The sequence below is a fragment of the Chryseobacterium sp. YIM B08800 genome, from assembly GCF_026163565.1.
Lineage (GTDB): Bacteria > Bacteroidota > Bacteroidia > Flavobacteriales > Weeksellaceae > Chryseobacterium.
The window spans coordinates 206,610-230,734 of record NZ_JAPDKN010000007.1 but is presented as its reverse complement, the minus strand read 5'-3'; the positions used below and the strand labels follow the sequence as shown (position 1 = coordinate 230,734).

The following is a 24,125-nucleotide window of genomic DNA, read 5'->3' as shown; positions in this document are numbered from 1 at the left end:
CATAACTTTATTGTCTTTTCCTGAGAAAATAAAAAGTGGTTAATGGGGTTTAGTTGATGGTTGGTCGGTTGTATTCAATTTTCATGAATTGAAATTGAAGTGTCGCTCCTCCGGAGCTTAAGATTGTTGATGTAATTTTGCTACAAAGGTTTTGCTCCTCCGGAGCAAAAAATTAAACTTATTTAAACAAAAAAATCTGCCCCGAATGAGACAGATTTTATATAATAGAAAAAAATTTAGAATATTACTTATTCTTCAATTGATCCGGAATATTGGTAGTAACAAATTTTACTCCTTGTTTTTTTAATTCATTGTAAACTTCAACATCATTTACCGTCCAGGAATTGGTGATTAATCCTAAAGCATTGGCTTCAGAAATCCATGTTGGGTTTTTCTGAAATACTGAATAATGATAATCTAACCCGTCTAAACCTTCGTCTTTAATCTGTTGTGGAGAAAGCTCACCTCTTAAATACTGAACTTTAAAATCGGGAGCTATCTTTTTGATTTGCTTGCAGATATTTAAACTGAACGAAATGTATTCACATTGAGACTCAAGCTTCATTTCTTTAATCATCTTAACGGTTTTTTCAACCATTTCGTTTTCTAAAGCTTCTGTCTTTGCTGGTTTTATTTCTACGATAAGCTTTAAAGCCTTGTCTTTTTTACCAGATTTCAAATAGTCCTTTAAAGTAGGATATTTTTCACCGTTTGAAAGTTTCAGTTTTGCCAGTTCTTTAAAATCGGTTTCAGAAATTTCCATTTTTCCGTGATGCTCGTCGTGGTTAATGACCAAAACGCCGTCTTTAGACATTCTTACATCAAACTCAGATCCATAGATCTTTAATTTTTGAGCATTTTGTAATGCTGTAATAGAATTTTCCGTTGTTGGAGGCTGCGTCTGAAAATAACCTCTGTGCGCTATAATTTGGGTTTGTGCATTCATAAAAACGGTTGTTAAAACTGCAAACCCTAAGATAAACTTTTTCATAATATCAATTAATCATTAAAATCTAAAAGCCATTTTTCAGACTTTTAGATAAAATTAGTACTTATTTTTTAGAATGAATATTTTGCTCCGATCTGGATCTGATAAGGATTCCCTGATAAAGGCGCCAAACCGCTGGTATTTTTAGCATATTCAAACTGTTTTGTAACCGGGTCAAACTTGCTTATTCTGTATAAAGACATGTTTCCGTACGATTTGTTTACCCCCCATTCTCTGTTAAGCAAATTGGCAAGGTTGAAAATATCAACAGAAAGCTCAAAAGCTCCAATTTTTTCAAACTTGATTTTTTTCGCAACACGTACATCCCAAACTCCGTAGAACCCGTTCTTTCCTCCGTTTCTTTCTGCAATTTGGTTGTTATAATCTGTGATATAATTTTTTAAAGCTTTTCCAACTTCAGGATCCTCGATCAAAGATTGCGTCAGTTGAGGGAAAATGTACGCTAAATCATTAGTATCCACAAAATCTCCATTAATATTTCCACCAGAAGTCACAGAGAAACGCGTTCCTCCAATTCCTGAATATCTGATTCCTAAAGTAAATCCTGCAATTGTAGGTGAGTTTCCGTATAATACCACCTTATTTCTGAATTGGTTATCAGAATAGGTCATTCTCAAATTTCTGGGATCACTTTCTACCAATGTAGACAACGTTGCAGAATTCGCTACGTTTCCGTTGTATGAAGTATTATCTTTAATATCAGACCAAGTGTAACTTGCCGTAATCTCTCCATCTTTCCAGTAACGATAACTTGTATCAACTACAAATGAAAACTGATTGACTTTACCGTCACTTACCAATTCAAGAACCCTTCCGAAGTTATTGTTAATTCTACTGTTTTTCCAATCCATTACACCATTGGCGGCTATTGTACCAATCGGAACAAAAACACCTCTTCCACCTTCGTTATCTAATGTGAAATAAGGATTTTGTACCATGTTTCTGTCATAATAGAAATAATTGTTTCTTCCTAAAGCCATGTAACCTGCAAGTCCCGCTCTGAATCTTTCGTTGAAGAAATGCGTATAAGAAATATTCGCTTTGTAAACAATCGGAATTTTTGCATCTTCCCGTGTATAGTTGATTGTAGGAAGCTGATATTGTGACAATGTAGGAATGGTATTGTAATCGTTTCTGTAGCTATTGAAATCTGGAGTAAGACCAATCTGAGAAGGATTAACATCCACCGTTGCCAAATGATTACCATCAAACACCAAATTATTGATGACCATATAATTATTAATATCAGACGAGAAAATTCCTGCTCCGAATTTTAAGAAATCTTTATTTCCTTCATTCACATTCCACTCAAACTGAAATCTTGGCTGAATAACAAATGATTTGATCTGATTATCTGTTCTAATCCCCATTTCGTCAAATAATTTCTGATTAAACTGAGCTTTCGGATAACCACCGTAATCAAGCCTTAAACCAGCCATAAAATCTAAACCTCTTGCCACTTTCGTCTGCAATTGCCCATAAACTCCGGCATTCCAGATACTCGATTTTACAGACGGATCTTCTACCAAAGGAACTTCTCTGTAGAATCGGTTAGAAATAAGATTATTAAAATTAAACAGATTATCGCCACCGTTCACTGTAGGATTTTCTCTGAAATGGAATCTTCCGTTGACCTCACTTCCGTACACAGATCTCGCTTTTGTGTACATGAAATCTACCCCAAAAGTATATTTGATCTTATCGGTATTGTAATACAAGTTATCTACGATTTGGATCACATTATTTTTGAAGCTTTCCTGCGCAAAACGGTGACCTCCGATTTGAATATTTGTCGCCTTGTTTCCGTCAATATTCGTGATTATATTTTCTACAATCGCTCTCGGAACAGCATGCCCCAACTGGTCACTTTGATAACTGTCCTGGAAAGTATATAAATGCTGAACTTTTAATTCGTTCGTTATATTAGGCTTTAAATTAGATCTTAAAGTTAACAACAAACTATTATCCATGTTTTTATCAGTTCCGTAAGATTCAAATGCATTAATTGCGGTGTTGTCTCCTAATCCGTTTTTATTTAAATCATACGTAAAATTATTTCTTAAGGTCAATAAGTTCTTCTCATTGATCTGCCAATCTAAACGTAAAAATCCGGCATCTGAATTTCTTACTTTATCGAAACTTCCAAATTGTGGAGAATTTCCAACGCCGTATTTTGCTCTTGCAATATCAAGGAATTTATTAAGTGTCGCAGTTGTAGTATTTAATCTCAACTCATCTTCACGCGATTTGATATCTGCAATCTGCAACGGTCTCGAATCTAACTGATGATCCCAAGCTGCGAAAAAATGTAACTTATTTTTAATAATCGGTCCACCTAATGAAAACCCGAACTGAGAAGTAGAAAAATCAACATCTCTTTTGTTTCCACGAATATCATACGGGCTCGAAAGCCAGTTGGTTCTCAAATATTCCCAAGCACTTCCCGAAAATTTATTGGTTCCTGATTTTGTAACCGCACTCACCGTTCCACCTCCACTTCTACCCAAGGTAACATCGTACTGGTTGGTTGTGATTTTAAATTCTCTTACCGCTTCAATCGAAATTGAAAAAGGCGCACCGCTTCGGCTGGTTGTAGAACCTGCAGAAGTTGGGTTTTTCGCTGTCATTCCATCAATGGTGAAGTTGGTGGAAGAACCTAACTGACCAGATAAGTTTCCGTTCTTACCGCTTAAAGGAGACAAATCTGTAAGACTGGTAAAATTTCTTCCGTTTACCGGTAAAATTCCTATATTCTTTGCTGAAATGGCAGTTGCCGCTCCTAAGTTTCCTATTTTATTTTTAAGATTTCCATTGACTATTACTTCCTCAATCATTTTTTCACTTTCGTCTAAATCAAGATTCACAGTCACCTGATCACCAAAATTCACATTGTAGCCTTCCTTTTTTTCGTCATTTACAATCACCGTATATGGTCCTCCCAAAGGTATTTCTTTAAAAATATACTCCCCTTTAGAATTCGTTTCTGTTACTGTACGAAAACCGGTAGACTCATTCACGATGGTAACTTTCACCTTTTCCTGAACATTTTTTCCGGTAATTTTCCCTACAATAGAAGCTTGCGTTGTTTGTGCATAGGCAATAGTTCCTACTCCCAAAAACAGAAGTCCCAATAAAATCTTTGCTTTTTTCATATAATAGATTAATTGGGGACAAAGGTATAGTGACTTTGTAAGCCAGCTGTTTAAGAGGGTTTTAACATTTTTTTAATTAAATTGAAATATTATGTTAAATAAGTGTAAACGATAACATTATTCGATAGACTATCAGTTCGTTAGAATAGATTACAAAGTTTTAATTTTCTCAGAATAATTAATAGTAGTATTTTTTTAAACTATTATTTACATTATTTTTGTTGAAAAGATAGAAAACGCATGTCCGAAAACATTCAGCATAAAATAGAGCAACTCCGTAAAGAACTTCATCAGCATAACGAAAATTATTATCTGTTGGATGAACCCAGTATTTCAGATTTTGAGTTTGATCTATTATTAAAAGAGCTTCAGGATCTGGAAGCACAATATCCGGAATTCCATGATGACAACTCTCCTACAATTCGTGTTGGAGGCGGTGTCACAAAAATATTCCCTACGATTCAACATCAATTTAGAATGTATTCTTTGGATAATTCTTACGACTTTGATGATTTGGAAGACTGGGAAAAGCGAATCATTAAAACGATTGACGAACCTGTAGAATTTGTTGCCGAGCTTAAATATGACGGAGCTTCCATTTCTATTCTTTATGAAAATGGAAAATTATCACAAGCAGTAACGCGTGGTGACGGTTTTCAGGGAGATGAAATTACAGCCAATGTGCGAACAATTTCAGATATTCCGTTGAAGCTAAGCGGGAATTTTCCTGAAAGATTCTTTATGCGTGGTGAAATTTATTTAACCCGAAAAAATTTTGATAAAATAAATAAATTACGTGAAGAAGAAGGTTTAGATCCATTTATGAATCCAAGAAACACAGCCAGTGGAAGTTTGAAAATGCAGGATAGCGGTGAAGTGAGAAAACGAAGACTTTCATCGGTACTTTATCAGTTTGTGTCAGATGAAATTCCAGTTGAAACGCATTGGGAATTGATTCATCAGGCAAAAAACTGGGGTTTTAAAATTTCAGATCAGGCAAAACTCTGTAAAAATTTAGATGAGATCAAAGAATTCATTAATTTTTGGGATGTTGAAAGACACATCCTGCCTTTTGAGATTGATGGAATCGTATTAAAAGTCAACTCAATAAAACAACAAAGACAACTTGGTTACACCGCAAAATCTCCACGTTGGGCAATGGCTTATAAATTTAAAGCTGAAAAAGTAGAAACCGAATTGCAAAGCGTTTCTTATCAGGTCGGAAGAACCGGAGCCATCACTCCTGTTGCCAACTTAAAACCTGTTTTATTGGCCGGAACTATTGTAAAAAGAGCTTCGCTACATAATGAAGACATCATCAAAAAATTAGATCTTCACGAAAAAGATTTTGTTTTTGTAGAAAAAGGTGGTGAGATTATTCCAAAAATTGTTGGTATAAATACAGAAAAAAGAACTTCTGAAAGTAAAGAAATCGAGTATATTAAAAATTGTCCGGAATGTGGAACTGAGCTTGTAAAAGTAGAAGATCAGGCCATTCATTTTTGTCCGAACGATTTACATTGTCCGCCTCAAGTTGTGGGAAGAATGATCCATTATGTTTCGAGAAAGGCTTTGAATATCGACAATTTGGGAAGCGAAACCATCGAGCAGCTTTACAAAGAAAAACTGGTTGAAAATCCTGCCGATTTTTATGCTTTAACCAAAGAGCAACTTCTTCCTTTAGAAAGAATGGCTGAAAAATCGGCACAAAATATCATCACCGGAATTGAAAAATCAAAAGAAATTGCTTTTGAAAAAGTTTTATACGGAATTGGAATAAAACATGTCGGAGAAACTGTTGCCAAAAAATTGGTGAAAAACTTCAGCACGATTGACGATTTAAAAAACGCAACTGCTGAAGAATTGTGTCAGGTAGAAGACATCGGGATGAAAATCGCTGTAAGTATTGTTGATTTCTTTAATAATTCTGAAAATATTTTAATGCTTGAAAGGTTAAAATCTTATGGAGTTCAACTTGAAAAAGGCGAAAACACCAATGAAGTTTTATCGAATGCTTTGGAAGGAAAAACCTTTTTATTTACCGGAAAACTCTCACTTTTCACCAGAGAATCTGCCGAAGAAATGGTAGAAAAACACAACGGAAAAAACATTTCTGCCGTTTCTAAAAACCTCAATTATCTTGTAGTTGGCGAAAAAGCAGGGAGTAAACTGAAGAAAGCTCAAGACATTGGTACGATTACCATTCTTGATGAACAGCAGTTTTTGGATCTGATTAATAATTAAAATAATCATTTAAAAATTAAATAGAGACTGTCTTTTTAGGCAGTCTTTTTCATTTGATATTTTATCGTAATTTTATTTCATTAAACTATAAAAAATGGATTTTCTAAGAGACCACTCCATTCAAAACGAATTGCTTTTGATATTCATTTCGGTATTTCTCGGTCTTTGCATTGGTGCAGAAAGAGAGTACAGAAACAAATCTGCAGGATTAAGAACTTTTATATTGGTTTGTTTCGGATCTTGCCTTTTCACCATTCTTTCTATTAAAATCGGGGTATCAAATCCCGACCGATTGGCTGCAAACATTATTACCGGAATTGGTTTTTTGGGAGCGGGAGTTATTTTTAAAGGTGACAATAAAATCGACGGAATCACCACTGCTACAACAATTTGGGCAACTGCATCCATCGGAATGGCAGTCGGTTCAGGATATGTTTACTTATCACTTTTAGGAACTGTTTTGGTTTTATTAATCTTAAGTTCACTCACTTATTTTCAAACGTATATTGATCATCATCACAAAATTCGGGAGTATAAAATTGCAGTCTCCAACAGAGAAAATCTTGATTATTGTGAAGAACTTTTCAAAATAAATCATTTAAAATTTGTCGTCGTAAAACAGCAGTTTTCAAAAGGATCTTCTAATACAACCTGGATTATTACCGGAAAACATAATCATCATGAAAATTTGATTCAGCAGATGATGAGTGATGAGAAAATTGATTCTTTCCAGTTTTAAAAATGAATCAGAAATCATAAAATTTTAATTAAAAGATCAAATTTTATCGAATAACTCACACCCTAAAAATATAAACAAACAAAGAGATCTTCTGCTTGATTTTTTCATCTAAACTCTAATACTGATTTATATTTTTAATTCAATTTATTTTTACAGCGCTTTTCAAAATTCAAAGCTAGAAAGTCTCACTATTTAACTTCGGATAAAATTAAGGTTTAACGAAAATTAAATATTACTTTTACAATACGAAAAACTAATATCCATAAGGATTTCATGGAAAAACTGCTGAATATTTACAATAGTATAGAAGGTCTTTCTCAGGAAGAAGCTTTGTATCATGTCAATAAATTTGAGAAGATTGTTTTAGCCAAAAAAACAATGATTTTAAGGGAAGGAACTGTAGAAGATTATCTGTATTTTATCGATAAAGGAATTATCCGTTTTTTTGTGAATAAAGTACATCCTACTGAACCTTCAAAAGAAATTACATTTTCTCTAATTGGAGAAAATATGTTTTGCAGTGCTTACGATTCTTTTATTACCCGAAAACCTTGTGCCTATAATGTAGAAACTGTACAGGAAACGGTGATGTACAGAATTCATTTTGATGACCTTCAGGAACTTTATGAAAGAAGTAAAGTGGGAAATTATTTAGGAAGAATCTCTGCCGAAAATCTTTATGTACGAAAAACCCAGCGTGAAATCTCTTTGCTCATGCACAGCGCAGAAGAACGTTACAATAATTTGGTAAAAGCATATCCGCATTTTATAAGAGAAATTCCTTTGAAACATATTGCCTCTTACATCGGAATAACTCCACAAGCTTTAAGCCGCATCAGAAAACAACTTTTATGAACCTAGGTTCATTTTTTATTCAATATATTTTGATTTATTTTGCAAACGAAAGCAAAACACAAACGATGTTTTTTTGTTTTCAAAGCTCGAAAAACATGAAGACTATTATATATTGAAAAGTTTTTTCCGAATATGATTCGAAAAGATATTTAACTAAAAAAAATAATCCGAAAGACCCTTCCCAAATTTTATTTTTAGGAAGGGTTTTTCTTTTCCTAAAAAAATTAAAATGCGTATTTTAGACAAAATTTTTAAATAATGATAAAACGTAATATTCTTATTGCTTCTGCGTTCTTCAGTTTCTCTTGGGGAATTGCTCAGCAATACGGCGGAATGTGGATTCCTACGGAACTCAATGAAAAGGAAATGAAAGATCTTGGGATGAAAATTTCTGCAAAAGATATTTTTAATACTCAAAAACCAAGTATCAAAGATGCAGTAGTGCAGTTCAATGGCGGTTGTACAGCCGAAATCATTTCACCAAAAGGATTATTACTTACCAATCACCATTGTGGTTATGGGCAAATTCAGGCTCATTCTACCGTTCAAAACGACCTTCTTTCTAACGGATTTTGGGCAAAAAATATGAGTACAGAACTTCCAAATCCGGGAGTAACTGTTGATTTTATTGTTGATATTAAAGATGTTTCTGCTCAGATTTTAGAAGACACCGACAACCTTCAGGAACCTGAATTAGGAAAGAAAATCGCAAAAAATATTGAGATTTACAAAAATTCTCAGAAAATAGAGAACTATCAGTCGATTTCTGTAAAACCGATGTATTATGGTAATAAATTTTACGCTTATGTGATCGAAACTTATAAAGATGTACGTTTGGTTGGTGCGCCTCCTCAAAGCATCGGAAAATTCGGAAGCGATACAGACAACTGGGTTTGGCCAAGACATACGGGAGATTTCTCGATGTTCAGAATTTATGCTGATAAGAACAACAAACCTGCAGAATATTCTAAAGACAATGTTCCTTACGTTCCGAAACATTATCTTCCGGTTTCTATAAAAGATAAGGCAGAGAATGATTTCACATTTGTATTCGGATTTCCGGGAAGAACTACAGAATATCTTCCAGCAATTGCAGTAGAAAAGATCAAGAAAGAGATTGATCCTGCAAGAATTGCCGTGCGTGACGTTGCTCTGAAAACTTTAGACGAGAAAATGCGTACTGATGATGCTACAAGAATTAAATATGCTTCTAAATTTGCCTCTGTAGCCAACTATTGGAAAAAATGGATCGGTGAAGTGGAAGGTTTGAAAAAATCTAATGCGGTACAGAAAAAAGTAATGTACGAAGGTTCTTTGGTTGCTAAAAATCATGAAATAAAAGCAACTTTAGACCAATTGAACAAACTGTATAACGACCAGGCTCCTTATGCTTTAAACAATGCATATTACAGCGAAGTAGTAAGAAATGCAGAAACGTTTGCATTGGCAAATATGTATTCAAACTACATTACATCTGTGGAAGCAGGAAGAATGGATGAAAAAGGAACGGCTGCTTTTAAAAACAAACTGACTTCTTTCTACAAAGATTACAGCGCTGAATTAGATTCTAAAGTTACCGCTAAACTTTTGGCATTATACGCTAACAAAACCGATGCACAGTTTTTACCGGCTGGTTTTGATAAATATAAAAATGAAGCTCAAAACATTACAGGTTTTGAAGAATTATCAAAAAACTCTGTCATCACAGGAAGAAGCCAAGTAAATGGTGCTGCCCTTAACGGAGATATTGAAAAAGCATTTTCGAATCAGGATAAATTAATCAAAACGATTAAAAAAGATGCCGTTTATCAGTTATTTATGAGTATTAAAGATACTTATATGAAAACTGCTGATCCGCAATTCACAAGTTTACAGACTAAAATTGATGCGTTGCAGAAAAAATATATGGCGCAACAAATGGCTACAGATAAAGACAGAAAATTCTTCCCAGATGCCAATTCTACCCTTCGTGTAACGTATGGAAAAGTAAAAGGATCTACGCCGAAAGATGCAGTAACTTACGATTACCAAACGCATTTGGCAGGAGTTATGGAAAAATACATTCCTGGAGATTATGAATTTGATGTTCCTCAAAAGCTGATTGATCTTTACAACAAAAAAGATTACGGAAACTACAAAGATAAAAGTGGTGACGTTCCTGTAGGATTTACAGCAACCAACCATACAACAGGTGGAAATTCAGGAAGCCCGGCTTTGGATGCACACGGAAATCTTGTTGGGTTGAATTTCGACAGACAATGGGAAGGAACAATGAGTGACATCAATTACGACCCGCGTTTCAGCAGAAACATTATGGTTGACACGAAATATATTCTTTTCATTATTGATAAATTTGCCGATTCAAAATGGCTAATCGATGAGATGAAAGTGGTAAAATAAGTCTTATTTTATCTAAATTTAAAAGATAAGATTCAACATAAAACCCTTGAAAATTGCTTCAAGGGTTTTCGTTTTTATATTAAGTCTCTTTAAACTAATTTTAAATTTAACCACAAAAGATACAAAAGACAATTATAAAGTTATTATTAGATAATCAAAGTTCTCAAAAGAATAAAAAATCAAAAATTTTTAAAGGTTTTGTGTGCTTTTTTCAACTTTAAATAGAAAGATTTAAATCTTTTACCACTTTTGCGGTTAAATAAAAGTTTAAACAATTTCACATTACAAAACTCCTGCTCTTACACGGCTTAAAGTTTCGGGAGACATCAACAGATAAGAAGCAATGTGTGCAACAGAAGCACGTCTGGAAACTGAAGGAAGCTCTCTGCAAAATCTTTCATAACGCTCTCTGGAATTTTCAAAACGCCAAGAATCTGCTTTTTGTTGAGAAACAACAAGCTTATACTCCATTACCGCTCTGTATAATCGGTTCATTTCAGGAAATTCATCGCAATGTTTTTTCCATTGATCATAATCCAAAAGAAATAATGTAGATGGTTCCAAAGCTTCAATTAATAAACGGGTTGGTTGCTGTAAAAACAGACTTTCGAGACAGGTTGCAATATTTCCTTCACAGGAAAAATGTTCTGTAATATCTCGACCGTCTTTATAATAAAACTGACGCACCATCCCTTTTTCTACAATATAGAGATAACGGCTAACTGTACCTTCTTCTAAAATCATTTCATCTTTTTGATAGTCCTTTCGTATCAACATCGATTCAAATTTCAACATTAATTCCTCAGAAAGTTGCACCTTATATTTTTCGAGTAGGGTTTTAATCACGTCCATTTTAAAAAATCAGGGTTTAAAATTATTAATTTTAATTGAATCGGCACGAAAATGACGTTCGTCATTTTGCTTTCGCTAATCTGTCATTAGCTTTGCAGCATAATTTTCAAAAACAAACATGACTCAACAGAAATTACCGCGAATACGTCTCAGTATTTTTTATTTTTATTTTATCATGGGATTGATATTTGCCAGTTGGGCAAGCAGAATTCCGGATATCAAATCTTCTCTTCATCTGAACGACGGTCAATTGGGTCAGGTATTATTTGCGATGCCTTTGGGACAACTTATGATGATGGTAGTTTCCGGTTATTTGGTTAACAAATTTGGAAGCAGAATTATTCTGATAACCGCTATGACTTTATATGCGATCGCACTCACACTTATTCCGCAGGCAAATAGTTTTATTCAATTGTTTTTAGTATTATTTCTCTTCGGTATCACTTCGAATATGGCCAATATTGCTGTAAACACACAAGCTGTCAGTCTAGAAGCGCTGTACAAACGAAACATCATGTCTTCTTTTCACGGATTATGGAGCCTTGGTGGATTAACAGGCGGAATATTGGGTGCTGTTTTTGCAGAAACAAAATTCTCTATTTTCACTCATTTAGTCATTATTTTGATCCTCGGAGTTATTGGAATCATTATATTCAGTCGTGGTTTATTAGCTCAGGATATTAAAGAAAATTCACATGCTAAAACGTCTAAAAAAGCATTCAAACTAGATTCAGCAATTATTATTTTAGGGTTGATAGGATTTGGAAGTATGTTTTGCGAAGGAACAATGTTCGATTGGAGCAGTGTTTATTTTTCCACAATTATAAAACCTGATGAAACTTTCGTGCGAATGGGTTACATTGCAAGTATGGGTGCAATGACCTTTGGGCGTTTTGTTGCCGATCGATTTGTAAATCGTTATCAGGCTTCTGTTGTCTTAAGATTTTGCGGAATATTGATCACATCAGGATTATTATTAGCTACGATTGCACCGGGATTAATTATCTCAACTTTCGGCTTTCTTTTGATAGGATTAGGTGTTTCATCCATCGTTCCCATCTGTTACAGTGCAGCAGGAAGATTAAAGACAATGTCTGCAAGCATCGCTATTACAGCAGTCTCTTCCATCAGTTTCCTGGGCTTTATGATTGGGCCACCGTTAATTGGTTTGCTTTCAGAAATAACAGATCTTAGAATTGCTTTATTAGCCGCATCTTCTTTCGGAATCTTAATTATTGTACTTTCTTATCAATATAGATCAATTAAATTTTAAAATATAAACGTATGAAAATTGACCATTTAGCTATCTGGGTAGACGATCTAGAGAAAATGCGTGAGTTCTATCTGAACTATTTTAGTGTAACGTCAAACGAAAAATATACTAATACCAAGAAAGGTTTTACGTCTTACTTTTTAGATTTTGGCGAAGATAAAACACGCATCGAATTAATTAATAGACAAGATATCGTTCAAGAGCCTGATAAAAGAGGTTTTACGAAAGGGATTGCTCATTTCGCAATTTCTGTTGGAAGTAAAGAAGCCGTAAATGATTTAACAGAAAGACTGCGTGCAGATAACTATACCATCGAAAGCGAACCTCGAACCACTGGTGATGGCTATTATGAAAGCGTTGTTCTGGATCCTGAAGGAAATTACGTAGAAATTTCTATGTGATCTGAAAATTTTTCACAACAAAAAAACAGGCTGTTTGAATGAATGAAACAGCCTGTTTTAGTTTTATCTTTTTAGAATATTTTTAATATCCAAAAATTTCTTTTAAACCTACTTCTTTAAAAGTTCCCATTTGCTCTACCGCTTCCAAATTCAGGTTTTCCTTTTTCCCGATAATCGCTGTATTGAACTGAATTGGTTTTATTTCAGTCTGATAAAACTGTTTAATTTCTTCAAAATTTAAGTTTTCGATTTGATTGTAAATATCTTTTCTGAAATCATAATTAATTCCCAGCTTTTTCAACCTCAACGTATTAAAGAAAATATTCGTTCTTGTAATTCTGGTTGATGCAATCTGTTTTAAAGCAGAATTTTTAGCATTCTCAAACTGAACCGGAACTTCGGGCAACTTATCCATCAAATCCGTCATTGTATCAACAGCGATTTGTAATTTATCGGGTTGAGTTCCGATGTAGGTTGTGATATAATCCGGATGATTCAGCTCTGAATTTGGCGAATAAGAAACATAGGCAGAATATGCCAAACTCTTGCTTTCACGAATTTCCTGAAAAACAATTGATGATAAACCACGACCGAAATATTCATTAAAAACGTTGATCTTTCCAAAGTTTTCAGGATTTACGTTGTTGCTTTTCCCAATCTTACTCATTTCCATCTGAACCATATCGTAATTGGTGAAATACACCTTCCCTGAAGTTTCCTGTTCTGGATATTTTTTAGGTTCTGAAACGGTGAAATCTTCACTCGAAATATAATTTGGAATATAATTTTTAAAACCTTCGAAATCTTTTCCATAAAAGAATATTTGGTATGGGAAACCAAACAGATTTTTTATGCGGTTGGTAAACTGTTCAACTTTTGCACTTTCAAGCTCATCTTTTGAAATGACATCCAAAAATCTTGAATTTTCTCCAAGTTTTGTATAAGTTGTCAACGCCGTCATGATGCGGTTTTTATCCTTTTTTATCGCTTCACGATTCTCAAGAATGGTTTGCACAAACTGATTGTAAATTTCCTGATCAGGTTTTGCATTATACATCCAGTGCTGCAATAATGAGATCCCTTTTTCAATATTAGATTCTAATCCGCTTAAAGAAATGGTAAGCTGATCTGCAGTGGTTTTAAAATCATTGCTTATTCCGATTTTGAAAAATTCTTTCTTTAAATCTTCTGGTGAAAATTTTTCTGTTCCCAAATATTGTAAAACCTGCGTAGAAATAGCCAGATCTCTGTAATGATCACTTCCGAAAGGAAAAATAAAATGCACCTGAGCAATTTCGTTGTATTTGTTTTTAACGAAACTTATTTTTTTGGCCTGAACTGAATCGGTTTTAATTTCTTCCTGATAATTAATAAATTCAGGCTGAATATCTTCCGTTTTATCAGCTAAAATTTCCTTCAAAAATTCTGACTGCGCTTCACGATTGATTTTAATCGGTGTAATTCCCGGATTATCAACTCTTAAAAGCTGGTCATTAACTCCTTTTTCTTTGTTGATAACAACATAATTATCTTTGAAAAATGTATTCGCAAAATCGATAATATCCTGTTTTGTAAAAGAAGCATATTCATCCATTTCGCTCAATTCCTCTTTCCAGGTTCTGCCTTTAATGTAGGTGTCATAAAGGTTTGTAGCAAGACCTTCTGCAGTTTCAAGACCTTTTAATCTTTGCAGTTTAAAATCATTGATGATGGCAGGAAGCATCCAATCAGGGAAATCTCCTTTTTTCAGTAACTCGATTTGCTCCAAGATCATTTCTTTGGCTTCAGATAATGTCTGGTTCTCTTTTGGAACCGCAACCAAAGAAAAATATCCGTACTGTTTTAAACCTAAAGAATACGCTTGAGCCCAAAGCATTTTTTGAGTCTGATTGATGTTCAGATCCAACAAACCTGCTTCTCCCCTGTTGCTCAAAATATTAGCTGTAATATCGGCAAGCATCGCTTCTTTGGTTCCGTAACTGTCGGTTCTCCAAGCTAACTGAAGCCTTGGTGTTGTCGGGCTTTTTACCGTTCTTTCAACAATTTCAGTTTGAGGTTTTTCTATAATTAATTCTTTCTTTGGCAATTCTCTGTAAGGAATTTCACCAAAATATTTATCAACCAAAACAACAGTTTTCTCAAAATCTAAATCTCCAACCAAAACGATTGCATAATTATTAGGAACATAATATTCATCAAAATATTTGTGAATCGCCTTCATAGAAGGATTTTTCAGATGTTCCGGATTTCCTAAAGTGGTTTGTTGTCCGTTTGGATGAGTCGGGAAAAGCGCATCCATCAATTCATAATTCACCAATCGGGAATCGTTATCTTGTGCTCTGTTGAATTCTTCATAAACAGATTCCAGCTCAGTATGGAAAAGTCTTAAAACAATTTCTGAAAAACGTTCTTTTTCCACTTTAAGCCATTTTTCAAGCTCATTATTGGGGATATTATTTTTGTAAACTGTTTCGTCAAACCAGGTATGTGCATTGGTTCCGCTCGCTCCTAAAGAAGATATTGCTTTATCGTATTCATTAGCAATCGCATATTGACTTGCTTCCTGAGAAATTTCGTCAATCTTTTTATAAATTTCTTTTTTCAGCTCAGAATTTTGTTCAGCTTTATGTTCTTCGTATAGATCTGAGATCTTTTCAATCAAAACTTTTTCCTGTTCCCAGTTATGAGTTCCAATTTTTGATGTTCCTTTAAACATCATATGCTCTAAATAATGCGCCAAACCGGTATTATCAGAAGGATCGTTATTACTTCCCGTTCTCACCGGAATAAAAGTCTGAATTCTCGGCGCGTCGAAATTCTGGGCAAGAAAAATTTTTAAGCCATTTTTGAGGGTATAAATTCTTACTTTATTTTCGTCGTTGGTAATGGTAATATAATCGTAGTTATTTTTGTCGGTATGATGAGTTTCTGCGTACTTTTTGTCAGTCATATTTTCATTTTACAAGCTCTAAAATTTTAGAACATCTTACAAATTTACGCAATCAAAAAATAAGAGCTACCACAATTGATTATATTAAATCTATGATTATGATTTGTATAAACTTTAAGAGCCTGTTTAAATTTTATTCAAAAGTTTTTTTATAGCTCTTTTCTTAATTTCTAAATTAAAATAAACTTTGTTTATTCTTAACTTTAACATTAAGAATTTCAGTGAATTAAGCTGGATTTGATTAAGAAATCAATAAATCGATTTTTATTAAGTTTTTTAAGCTAAATACTCTTAATTTCTTAATGTTAAAAATATATTTAAAATTTAAACAGGCTCTAAAAATCTAATCTGCTGAGAAATCATTCAATTTAACAACTATAATTTCAATTTAAAAATTATTATTTTTTAATTCTTAATATAGGTATACAAACCAATATTTAAACATAAAAAAACAAATTTAAATCCTATTATGGGGAAAATTATTATCTTAGAAACTTAATTATAAATTGATATGAAAAGTTGCTTATTTCTACTCGTATTATTTTTCAGTCTGAGTACTGCACAAACCAACCGCTTTTTCTACGAGGTAAAATTCAAAGAAGATTCTACTCAAACTGAACATCAGAAAGTTTTTATGGTTTTGGATGTTAATCCTAATGAAACAAAATATTATGATAATACATTTTTAGAAAAAGATTCCATCAATAAAGCAAATCATTCCCAGCTTACCAACTGGACAAGCCAGATCCCTGTAACCAGAAAGAAAAATTCAAATAAAAACATCAATTACACTTTTATAGACGATCAACTTTATTCTTATCCTACCGAAGATTTGATACAATGGAAATTGTCTGATAAAACTAAAAAATATTTACACTTTGACCTTCAGCAAGCAACCGCAAATTTTGGAGGCAGAAAATGGACGGCTTGGTTTACAAAAGAGATCCCGCTTTCAGAAGGTCCCTATAAATTCACAGGATTACCAGGTCTCATCGTTTTGTTGGAAGACGATCGCAACCAATATAGTTTTGCTCTTGTTAAAAGTAAAAAATTAGAAAAGACATACGATACATCAAACTTTTTGGAAGTTCGTTATGGAAACAAACCGCTTCCGATAAGTGAGAAAATATATCTGAAAAAATCTCTTGAATATTATAACGATCCTTTGCAGGAAATAAGAGCAGAAATGAAAAACGGAACAATAAAAAGCTATGAAGACGGAGGAAAACGTTATAGCAAACCTGAAGAATTAGTACCTTTAATACGAGAAGAGCAGGAATATATCCGCCAACACAATAATCCTATTGAGCTTAATAAAGCGATAAAATATCCTGTGAAATAATTACATTTTTAGAAAAAAATAATCTATTTTTCATCTCTTTATTACTATGAAATGAATTCAAATGATTCCAAGTAATTAAAACCAGAAAAAAATTATGAATATTCAGGATATCTATCAAAGAACGATAAAATTTGCAGCTCAAAAACACACTGACTCTAATCAGACAATTCCTGGAAGCAATCTTCCATATATTGTTCATCTCAGTAATGTCGCAATGGAGATTTTTATTGCGGCTGAGAAAACAAAAAACTTCAATATCGACTTCGCAATTCAAGTTTCTTTATTACATGATATTTTGGAAGATACCGAAGTTACTTTTGATGAACTTGAAAATGAATTTGGAAAAACAGTTGCAATAGGTGTTCTAGCTTTAACTAAAAAAAACAATCTTCCAAAAGAAGACAAAATGATGGACAGCCTACAAAGAATCAAACAACAATCTAAAGAAGTATGGGCTGTAAAATTGGCAGACAGAATTACCAATTTACAGCGTCCTCCACATTTTTGGTCAGTAGAAAAAATCAAAAAATATAAAGAAGAAGCTTTAACTATTCTCAACGAACTTAGTGGAGGAAATGAGTACCTCGAAAATCGCTTGGGAGAAAAAATTAAAGATTATAATTTTTTCTAAATTTTAAATTCAAAAAATGTCTGCAACCTTCTTCCCAACACCTCAAAATTTCAGAGACTGGCTTGATAAAAACCATAAAACCGAACAAGAATTACTGGTCGGTTTCTATAAAGTCGGAACCCAAAAGCCTTCAATAACTTGGTCTGAATCTGTAGATCAAGCTTTATGTTTTGGCTGGATTGACGGCGTAAGAAGATCGATCGATGAAGAAAGCTACAGCATCCGTTTCACGCCAAGAAAACCGACAAGTATTTGGAGCGTTGTGAATATTAAAAAAATCGAAGAACTTACCAAAGCAGGATTGATGAAAGAAGCTGGTTTGAAAGCATTCAAGCTTAGAAAAGAAGAAAAATCCGGGATTTATTCTCACGAAAAAGAACCTGCAAAACTTACATCAGATTACGAAAATCAGTTTAAAGCCAATAAAAAAGCCTGGGAATTTTTTGAAAAACAAGCTCCTTCTTACAAAAAGGTAATGATTCACTGGATTATGAGTGCCAAACAAGAGAAAACGCAGATTTCACGATTAGAAAAAACTATTTTGGAAAGTGAAAACCATAAAAGAGTTCAGTAAAAATCGAATTTTTTAATTAATTTTAAACTCATTCAATTCAAACAAAATGGCAGCTAAAAAACAAATTTCCACAGAAGAAAGTACAGAACTTTTACAAATACTCAAAAATCGTTTTGAGAAAAATAAAAGCCGTCATGAAAATCTGGACTGGACAAAAATTGAGGAGAAATTAAATTCTAATCCATCAAAATTATGGTCACTTTATCAAATGGAAAACTCAGGAGGAGAACCCGATGTTGTAAATTATGATGAAAAAACTGACGAATATATTTTCTTCGACTGTTCGGCTGAAAGTCCAAAAGGGAGAAGAAGCTTTTGCTACGACCGCGAAGCTTTGGATGCCCGAAAAGAACATAAGCCACAAAATGACGTCATCACAGCTGCCAAAGAAATGGGTGTAGAACTACTTTCGGAAGAACAATACCGTTACTTACAAAGTTTAGGAAAATTTGATCTGAAAACTTCAAGCTGGATCAAAACTCCGAAAGATATCAGAGAATTGGGAGGCGCTTTATTTTGTGACCGTCGCTACAATACCGTTTTTATCTATCACAACGGAGCCGAGTCTTATTATGCAGCGAGAGGTTTCAGAGGGGTTTTGAAGGTTTAGAATCATTAAAAAAACACAAATGAAAAATCTTAAATTAATTATTTTCTCTTTTATTGTTCTCTTAATTTACTCATGTAATAAGAATGCAGACAATAAACATTCATCCTCAACCAAAGTAAAAGAAATTACCTATACAACAACGGTTGACAAAGCATCTGAACATGAAAATAAAAACCCGAATTTCCCCACAACAAAAGGAAGGATTTCAGATATTGTTAAGAAAAAATTTGAGATTCAATATACTGCAGAAGGAGATTTGAATGGTGATGGTTTGCCCGATCAGGTTTTAGTTTTAAGGCAAAAGTCAGATACCCTTTTATCTCGTACAGTTTTAATACTTTTAAAGAATAAAAACAGTACTTTCAAGCTTGATAAAATTTCAGACATTTTACTTCCTGATGAATATAATGAAGCTGGTTTTAAAAAATACGATCCTGAAGATATTATCATTGAAAAAGGAATGCTAAAAGTAAATTTTTACAACCCAGCTCCTTATGGAAATCTTTTCTTCAATTTCAAATACATCAATAACGATTTGGTTCTAACTTATATTGAAACGTATAATGTAGGAGCCGGAAGTTGGCAATCACTGTATTATGAGCCATTAAAAGGAAAATTCACACAAGAAGTAACCAACACAATGGAAGAAGAAATGCCCGCAAAAACCAAAACGATACTCGTAAAAAAACAGAAATTCTTATTTGAAAACTCTTCACCGGATGATATTATCTCAAAAGTATATTCTGAAAATGATGTGTTAGATAATTAAAAAATTTGCTCAATCTATAAAAACTTTGAATACAAAAACTATATTCTTACCTTTGAGCTTTGAATAAAATACTATGAATACACAGGTTTTAGATTTTTGGGTAGGAAATTTCAGAACGGAAGAAGATTTTTTCCAGTTTGTAGAGGAAGATGAGAATTACTACATCGAAGAAGAATCTGATGACACTTATATTTCAAAATTTGCAGAATCACAGGACACGGTTTGGTTTGATCAGGATTTGATGGAATACGGTTTTGAGCAAAGCATTCAGCATTTTTCTGAATATTCTTTTGCTGAACAATGGCTTCCCGTTTTATACAACAGATTAAATGAAATGAATCTTAAATTTGATATCAACTCTTTGGTTTTCGTAAGCCAAGGACAAATTCCAACACCAAAATCTATGGAAAATGATGATTTTTCTTTAACTTATGTGGGAGGGATTGAGTTTGAATATTAAAAAAATAGGGTATTGAATCATGCAAAATAAAACTTTAATTCGGTTACTTTGGATTTCAACATTAATTGCATTATCTATTGTAATTATTCCATATATCTGTAAGTTTGGAGCTTTAAATTTTTCTAGTAGCCCTGAAAGTTGGGGGCCTTTTGGAGATTATGTTGGGGGACTTTTAAATCCTATTATTGGAATTCTTAACTTAATTGTTTTAACATATTTGTCAATAAATTTAGTTAAGGAAGATACGGAAAGAAATAAATGGACTATTCAAGAATTAGCAAGACCAATCGCCAGTTTTCATATTTACATTGGACAGAAAACGGCTAAAATAGTAATCGAAAACGCTGGATTAGGTCCATTAATAATTAATAAATTAAAAATTGTTTCTTCTAACAACCAAGAATTTGATGAGTTTAAATCAATAATTGATAACGTAAGAGAAATCTCCTACAGACCCGAAACAACTATTACTAAAGCTGTTAATAAAACCATTGTAAAAAAAGAAGGACTTTTCACAATCTTAGATATAAATCTTGATCGACCGACTAACGAAGAAAATCAAGATTTAGTTGATATGAACAGTAAAATTATAAGCTTATATAAGGTTAAAGATGAACTAAACAGTTATAAAGTAATACTACAGTATAATGATATGTACGGAAATGAAATAGAAGAAATCACAGAATCATTAGAAGGTATTAATCTAATTTGCAGCTAATTTAATTTACACTTATTAGCTACAAATTAGTATTTTGATTCCTTTAATGCGCTTCCAGCCAGTTCTTCCCTACTCCAACCTCAACCAATAACGGAACCTGCGTTTCAATGGCACTTTCCATTTCTTTTTTGATCAGTTTTGTAGCAGCTTCAACTTCTTCGATTGGTGCTTCAAACAACAATTCGTCATGTACCTGAAGAAGCATTTTGGTCTGAAGATTTTGCGATTCCAGTTCTTTATCAATTTTAATCATCGCCATTTTTACAACATCGGCTGCGCTTCCCTGAACAGGAGCATTCACAGCGTTTCTTTCAGCATGACCTCTTACTACAAAATTCCCTGAATTGATATCTTTTAAATGACGTTTTCTTCCCAAAATCGTTTCTACATAACCCTGTTCACGAGCTTTCGCAACCTGTTCAGCCATGTAAGCTTTTAATTTTGGATAGGTTTCAAAATACGCTTCGATCATTTGCTTCGCTTCCGTTCTCGACATTCCGGTTTGTTCAGCCAAAGCAAAAGCACCTTGTCCGTAAATAATACCGAAGTTGACGGTTTTTGCCTGACTTCTCTGTGTTTTTGAAACTTCTTCCAATGGAATTTTAAATAATTTTGCCGCCGTAGAAGCGTGAATATCTTCACCATCCTGAAACGCCTTGATCATATTATCTTCACCCGAAATTTCGGCAATTAAACGCAGTTCAATCTGAGAATAATCGGCAGATATAATTTTCTTTCCTTCTCCCGAAACAAACGCTCCACGGATTTGCTGACCTCTCAATGTACGAATCGGAATATTTTGTAAATTCGGGTTTACACTTGCCAAACGACCTGTTGCAGCCGTAGTTTGTGAGAAATTGGTATGAACTCTATTGTCGTCTTTGTCGATCTGTGACGGCAATGCATCAACATAGGTCGATTTCAGTTTCTGATACGTTCTGTACTCTAAAATATGCTGAATGATCTCATGTTTTGAAGATAATTTCTGTAAAATATCTTCCGAAGTTGCGTATTGACCGGTTTTTGTCTTTTTAGCTTTCGGGTCGAGCTGCATTTTTTCAAATAAAACTTCTCCCAACTGTCTTGGTGAATTCATATTAAATTCTTCACCCGAAATTTCAAATATTTTAGCTTCTAATTGTCTTAGATCATTTTCAAGATCGATACTTTCCTGAGCCAACCATTTTTCGTCTAAAGAAATTCCAGCCAATTCCATTTTAGCCAAAACTTCCATTAAAGGCATTTCGATATTGAAGAAAAGTTCTTCTAAATTTTCTTTCTTTAATTGTGGCGCAAACAATTCATATAACTGAAAAGTAATATCTGCATCTTCTGCAGCATAATCTGTCTGAGTACGCAAATCTGCATCTCTAAAGCTACCCTGATTTTTACCTTTTTTACCAATAATGGTTTCAATAGAAACGGGTTTATAATTTAAATAAACTTCAGAAAGATAATCCATTCCGTGTCTTCCGTCCGGATTTAAAAGGTAATGCGCAATCATGGTATCAAACATTGCTCCTTTTACGGTAACATTGTATTTCTGAAGGACTTTATAATCGTATTTTAAGTTGTGAGCAATCTTCACTAAATCTTCTTTTTCAAAGAAAGGCCTGAAAACTTCTAACGTTTGTAAAACTTCACCCTGATCTTCAGAAAACGGGATATAATATGCCAAACCTTTTTTGTAAGAAAAGCTCATTCCGACCAATTCAGCTTCCAGCTCGTTTAAAGATGTTGTTTCTGTATCAAAACAAACTGCTTTTTGTTGTAATAAGTTTTGAACTAAAATTTTCTGTGCTTTCGGATTATCTACAAACTGGTATAAATGGTCGTTGTCAGTAATCGTAGATTTTGTGGAAGTTGCCTGATCGAGCTCTTCATAGGTTGCAAAAAGATCGAGTTGCCCGACATTTTTAGCTACTTTTTGTTGTGGTGTTTCGGTAATCTGTGCTTCAACTTCAGTTACCGTTACACCATCTTCAGAAACTACAGTAGTTTTTACCGAAATCGTTTCCGTAGGTGCAAAAGCACGATATAAATTTTCGTACAATCTTGTAAATTCTATTTCGTCGAAAACCACTTTTACTTTTTCAAAATCCGGAGTTTCAAGATCGTATTGCTCCTGATGAAATTCTACGGGTGCATCGCAAATAATAGTTGCTAACTTTTTAGATAAAATACCTCGTTCTGCAGAAGCTTCAATCTTTTCTTTAATTTTACCTTTCAGTTTGTCTGTATTGGCTAAAAGATTTTCAATACTACCAAATTCTTGTAAGAATTTCATGGCAGTTTTTTCACCAACACCATCCAATCCGGGAATATTATCTACCGCATCACCCATCATTGCCAAATAATCGATCACCTGTTTTGGATCTTTAATTCCATATTTTGCATTGACTTCTTCGACACCTAAAATTTCTATTTCGCCACCTTTTGATGATGGTTTATACATTTTAATTTTATCGGTCACTAATTGGGCAAAATCTTTATCAGGAGTTACCATAAACGTGGTGTATCCTTCTTTTTCAGCTTTACATGCAATCGTTCCAATAACATCATCAGCTTCATAGCCTTCTACTCCCAAATAAGGAATGTGCATGGCTTCTAAAATTCTGTGAATATAAGGAACTGCTATTTTTATCGCTTCCGGAGTTTCACTTCTGTTGGCTTTGTATTCTGCAAAATCATCTGTTCTCACACTTGCCTGACCAACATCAAAAACAACCGCTAAATGGGTAGGTTTTTCTCTTCTGATCAATTCGATCAAAGAATTCGTAAAACCAAAAATTGCAGATGTATCAATTCCTGTACTTGTAATTCTCGGACTTCTGATCAATGCATAGTATCCTCTGAAAATCATCGCATACGCATCGATGAGAAAAAGCCTTTTATCTTGTGTTGCCTCCATATTTTGAATAATGAACAAATATATGAAATCGGGATGAGCGGTCAAAAATAAAGACTAATCAAGAGTAGTCAAGTTCATTTTTTTTCAATTAATATTTTTTTTGATAATGTACTTTTACCTTGAAGTAAAAGTACCAAAACTCGTGCGAATTCAAAATTAGTTCTTCATTATTAAAATCAGTATCGCACTCAAACAATAGGAATTTTTTAACGGAATAAATTTTATTTTTCTTAAC

18 protein-coding genes are annotated in these 24,125 nt (G+C 33.5%); 13 read left to right on the top strand and 5 right to left on the bottom strand.

Going from position 1 to position 24,125, the window contains the following annotated elements; all coding sequences use genetic code 11:
* Positions 1-244: 244 nt before the first annotated feature.
* Entirely contained in the window at positions 245-991 is a 747-nt protein-coding gene (locus OEW74_RS04535; RefSeq protein ID WP_265427370.1) for a glycerophosphodiester phosphodiesterase family protein, read from the bottom strand.
* A 68-nt stretch (positions 992-1,059) separates the two neighbouring features.
* Positions 1,060-4,161, bottom strand: a complete 3,102-nt coding sequence (locus OEW74_RS04530; protein ID WP_265427369.1) for a TonB-dependent receptor — start codon at positions 4,159-4,161, stop codon at positions 1,060-1,062.
* A gap of 240 nt (positions 4,162-4,401) precedes the next feature.
* Here OEW74_RS04530 and ligA point away from each other — a divergent pair, with 240 nt between their 5' ends.
* The 4 genes from ligA (at position 4,402) to OEW74_RS04510 (ending at position 10,399) form a co-directional block, all read left to right on the top strand.
* Positions 4,402-6,405 carry an NAD-dependent DNA ligase LigA gene (gene ligA, locus OEW74_RS04525; RefSeq protein WP_265427368.1) on the top strand — a complete coding sequence of 668 codons (2,004 nt, stop codon included), beginning with the start codon at positions 4,402-4,404 and terminating at the stop codon, positions 6,403-6,405.
* Between the two features lie 94 nt (positions 6,406-6,499).
* Positions 6,500-7,144, top strand: coding sequence for an MgtC/SapB family protein (locus OEW74_RS04520; protein WP_265427367.1), 645 nt, complete (start codon positions 6,500-6,502; stop codon positions 7,142-7,144).
* 273 nt (positions 7,145-7,417) lie between these two features.
* Positions 7,418-7,999: a Crp/Fnr family transcriptional regulator gene (locus tag OEW74_RS04515; protein ID WP_265427366.1), complete on the top strand. Its 582-nt coding sequence runs from the start codon at positions 7,418-7,420 to the stop codon at positions 7,997-7,999.
* Between the two features lie 258 nt (positions 8,000-8,257).
* Positions 8,258-10,399: a S46 family peptidase gene (locus tag OEW74_RS04510; protein ID WP_265427365.1), complete on the top strand. Its 2,142-nt coding sequence runs from the start codon at positions 8,258-8,260 to the stop codon at positions 10,397-10,399.
* 282 nt (positions 10,400-10,681) lie between these two features.
* Here OEW74_RS04510 and OEW74_RS04505 read toward each other — a convergent pair whose 3' ends face one another.
* Positions 10,682-11,251 carry a Crp/Fnr family transcriptional regulator gene (locus OEW74_RS04505; protein WP_265427364.1) on the bottom strand — a complete coding sequence of 190 codons (570 nt, stop codon included), beginning with the start codon at positions 11,249-11,251 and terminating at the stop codon, positions 10,682-10,684.
* 175 nt (positions 11,252-11,426) lie between these two features.
* Here OEW74_RS04505 and OEW74_RS04500 point away from each other — a divergent pair, with 175 nt between their 5' ends.
* The gene (locus OEW74_RS04500; protein ID WP_265427363.1) at positions 11,427-12,524 is read left to right on the top strand and encodes an MFS transporter; all 1,098 of its coding nucleotides are present in this window, start codon (positions 11,427-11,429) and stop codon (positions 12,522-12,524) included.
* Between the two features lie 11 nt (positions 12,525-12,535).
* A complete protein-coding gene (locus tag OEW74_RS04495; RefSeq protein ID WP_265427362.1) occupies positions 12,536-12,925 on the top strand; it encodes a VOC family protein in 390 nt (129 codons plus the stop codon).
* A gap of 82 nt (positions 12,926-13,007) precedes the next feature.
* On the opposite strand, the gene OEW74_RS04490 is transcribed toward OEW74_RS04495, so the two are convergent.
* Complete coding sequence (locus OEW74_RS04490; protein ID WP_265427361.1) at positions 13,008-15,875, bottom strand: M16 family metallopeptidase; 2,868 nt, start codon at positions 15,873-15,875, stop codon at positions 13,008-13,010.
* Positions 15,876-16,386: 511 nt separating this feature from the next.
* Between OEW74_RS04490 and OEW74_RS04485 the strand changes: the two genes are divergently transcribed.
* From OEW74_RS04485 to OEW74_RS04455, 7 genes are all read left to right on the top strand, one after another.
* Entirely contained in the window at positions 16,387-17,217 is an 831-nt protein-coding gene (locus OEW74_RS04485) for a GLPGLI family protein (protein ID WP_265427360.1), read from the top strand.
* A gap of 94 nt (positions 17,218-17,311) precedes the next feature.
* The gene (locus OEW74_RS04480; RefSeq protein ID WP_265427359.1) at positions 17,312-17,848 is read left to right on the top strand and encodes an HD domain-containing protein; all 537 of its coding nucleotides are present in this window, start codon (positions 17,312-17,314) and stop codon (positions 17,846-17,848) included.
* Between the two features lie 16 nt (positions 17,849-17,864).
* Complete coding sequence (locus tag OEW74_RS04475; protein WP_265427358.1) at positions 17,865-18,422, top strand: YdeI/OmpD-associated family protein; 558 nt, start codon at positions 17,865-17,867, stop codon at positions 18,420-18,422.
* 46 nt (positions 18,423-18,468) lie between these two features.
* Positions 18,469-19,032: a DUF4256 domain-containing protein gene (locus tag OEW74_RS04470; protein WP_265427357.1), complete on the top strand. Its 564-nt coding sequence runs from the start codon at positions 18,469-18,471 to the stop codon at positions 19,030-19,032.
* 19 nt (positions 19,033-19,051) lie between these two features.
* On the top strand, positions 19,052-19,801 hold the full coding sequence (locus OEW74_RS04465) for a hypothetical protein (protein WP_265427356.1): 750 nt from the start codon (positions 19,052-19,054) through the stop codon (positions 19,799-19,801).
* Positions 19,802-19,874: 73 nt separating this feature from the next.
* Positions 19,875-20,261, top strand: a complete 387-nt coding sequence (locus OEW74_RS04460) for an immunity 22 family protein (protein ID WP_265427355.1) — start codon at positions 19,875-19,877, stop codon at positions 20,259-20,261.
* Positions 20,262-20,280: 19 nt separating this feature from the next.
* Positions 20,281-20,979, top strand: coding sequence for a hypothetical protein (locus OEW74_RS04455; RefSeq protein WP_265427354.1), 699 nt, complete (start codon positions 20,281-20,283; stop codon positions 20,977-20,979).
* Positions 20,980-21,022: 43 nt separating this feature from the next.
* On the opposite strand, the gene polA is transcribed toward OEW74_RS04455, so the two are convergent.
* Entirely contained in the window at positions 21,023-23,890 is a 2,868-nt protein-coding gene (polA, locus tag OEW74_RS04450; RefSeq protein WP_265427353.1) for a DNA polymerase I, read from the bottom strand.
* Positions 23,891-24,125: the final 235 nt, after the last annotated feature.

Excerpts from the sequence above, each read along its gene's own strand:
- OEW74_RS04535 (WP_265427370.1), bottom strand. The coding sequence starts at position 991 with ATGAAAAAGTTTATCTTAGGGTTTGCAGTTTTAACAACCGTTTTTATG.
- OEW74_RS04530 (WP_265427369.1), bottom strand. The coding sequence starts at position 4,161 with ATGAAAAAAGCAAAGATTTTATTGGGACTTCTGTTTTTGGGAGTAGGA.
- ligA (WP_265427368.1), top strand. The coding sequence starts at position 4,402 with ATGTCCGAAAACATTCAGCATAAAATAGAGCAACTCCGTAAAGAACTT.
- OEW74_RS04520 (WP_265427367.1), top strand. The coding sequence starts at position 6,500 with ATGGATTTTCTAAGAGACCACTCCATTCAAAACGAATTGCTTTTGATA.
- OEW74_RS04515 (WP_265427366.1), top strand. The coding sequence starts at position 7,418 with ATGGAAAAACTGCTGAATATTTACAATAGTATAGAAGGTCTTTCTCAG.
- OEW74_RS04510 (WP_265427365.1), top strand. The coding sequence starts at position 8,258 with ATGATAAAACGTAATATTCTTATTGCTTCTGCGTTCTTCAGTTTCTCT.
- OEW74_RS04505 (WP_265427364.1), bottom strand. The coding sequence starts at position 11,251 with ATGGACGTGATTAAAACCCTACTCGAAAAATATAAGGTGCAACTTTCT.
- OEW74_RS04500 (WP_265427363.1), top strand. The coding sequence starts at position 11,427 with ATGGGATTGATATTTGCCAGTTGGGCAAGCAGAATTCCGGATATCAAA.
- OEW74_RS04495 (WP_265427362.1), top strand. The coding sequence starts at position 12,536 with ATGAAAATTGACCATTTAGCTATCTGGGTAGACGATCTAGAGAAAATG.
- OEW74_RS04490 (WP_265427361.1), bottom strand. The coding sequence starts at position 15,875 with ATGACTGACAAAAAGTACGCAGAAACTCATCATACCGACAAAAATAAC.
- OEW74_RS04485 (WP_265427360.1), top strand. The coding sequence starts at position 16,387 with ATGAAAAGTTGCTTATTTCTACTCGTATTATTTTTCAGTCTGAGTACT.
- OEW74_RS04480 (WP_265427359.1), top strand. The coding sequence starts at position 17,312 with ATGAATATTCAGGATATCTATCAAAGAACGATAAAATTTGCAGCTCAA.
- OEW74_RS04475 (WP_265427358.1), top strand. The coding sequence starts at position 17,865 with ATGTCTGCAACCTTCTTCCCAACACCTCAAAATTTCAGAGACTGGCTT.
- OEW74_RS04470 (WP_265427357.1), top strand. The coding sequence starts at position 18,469 with ATGGCAGCTAAAAAACAAATTTCCACAGAAGAAAGTACAGAACTTTTA.
- OEW74_RS04465 (WP_265427356.1), top strand. The coding sequence starts at position 19,052 with ATGAAAAATCTTAAATTAATTATTTTCTCTTTTATTGTTCTCTTAATT.
- OEW74_RS04460 (WP_265427355.1), top strand. The coding sequence starts at position 19,875 with ATGAATACACAGGTTTTAGATTTTTGGGTAGGAAATTTCAGAACGGAA.
- OEW74_RS04455 (WP_265427354.1), top strand. The coding sequence starts at position 20,281 with ATGCAAAATAAAACTTTAATTCGGTTACTTTGGATTTCAACATTAATT.
- polA (WP_265427353.1), bottom strand. The coding sequence starts at position 23,890 with ATGGAGGCAACACAAGATAAAAGGCTTTTTCTCATCGATGCGTATGCG.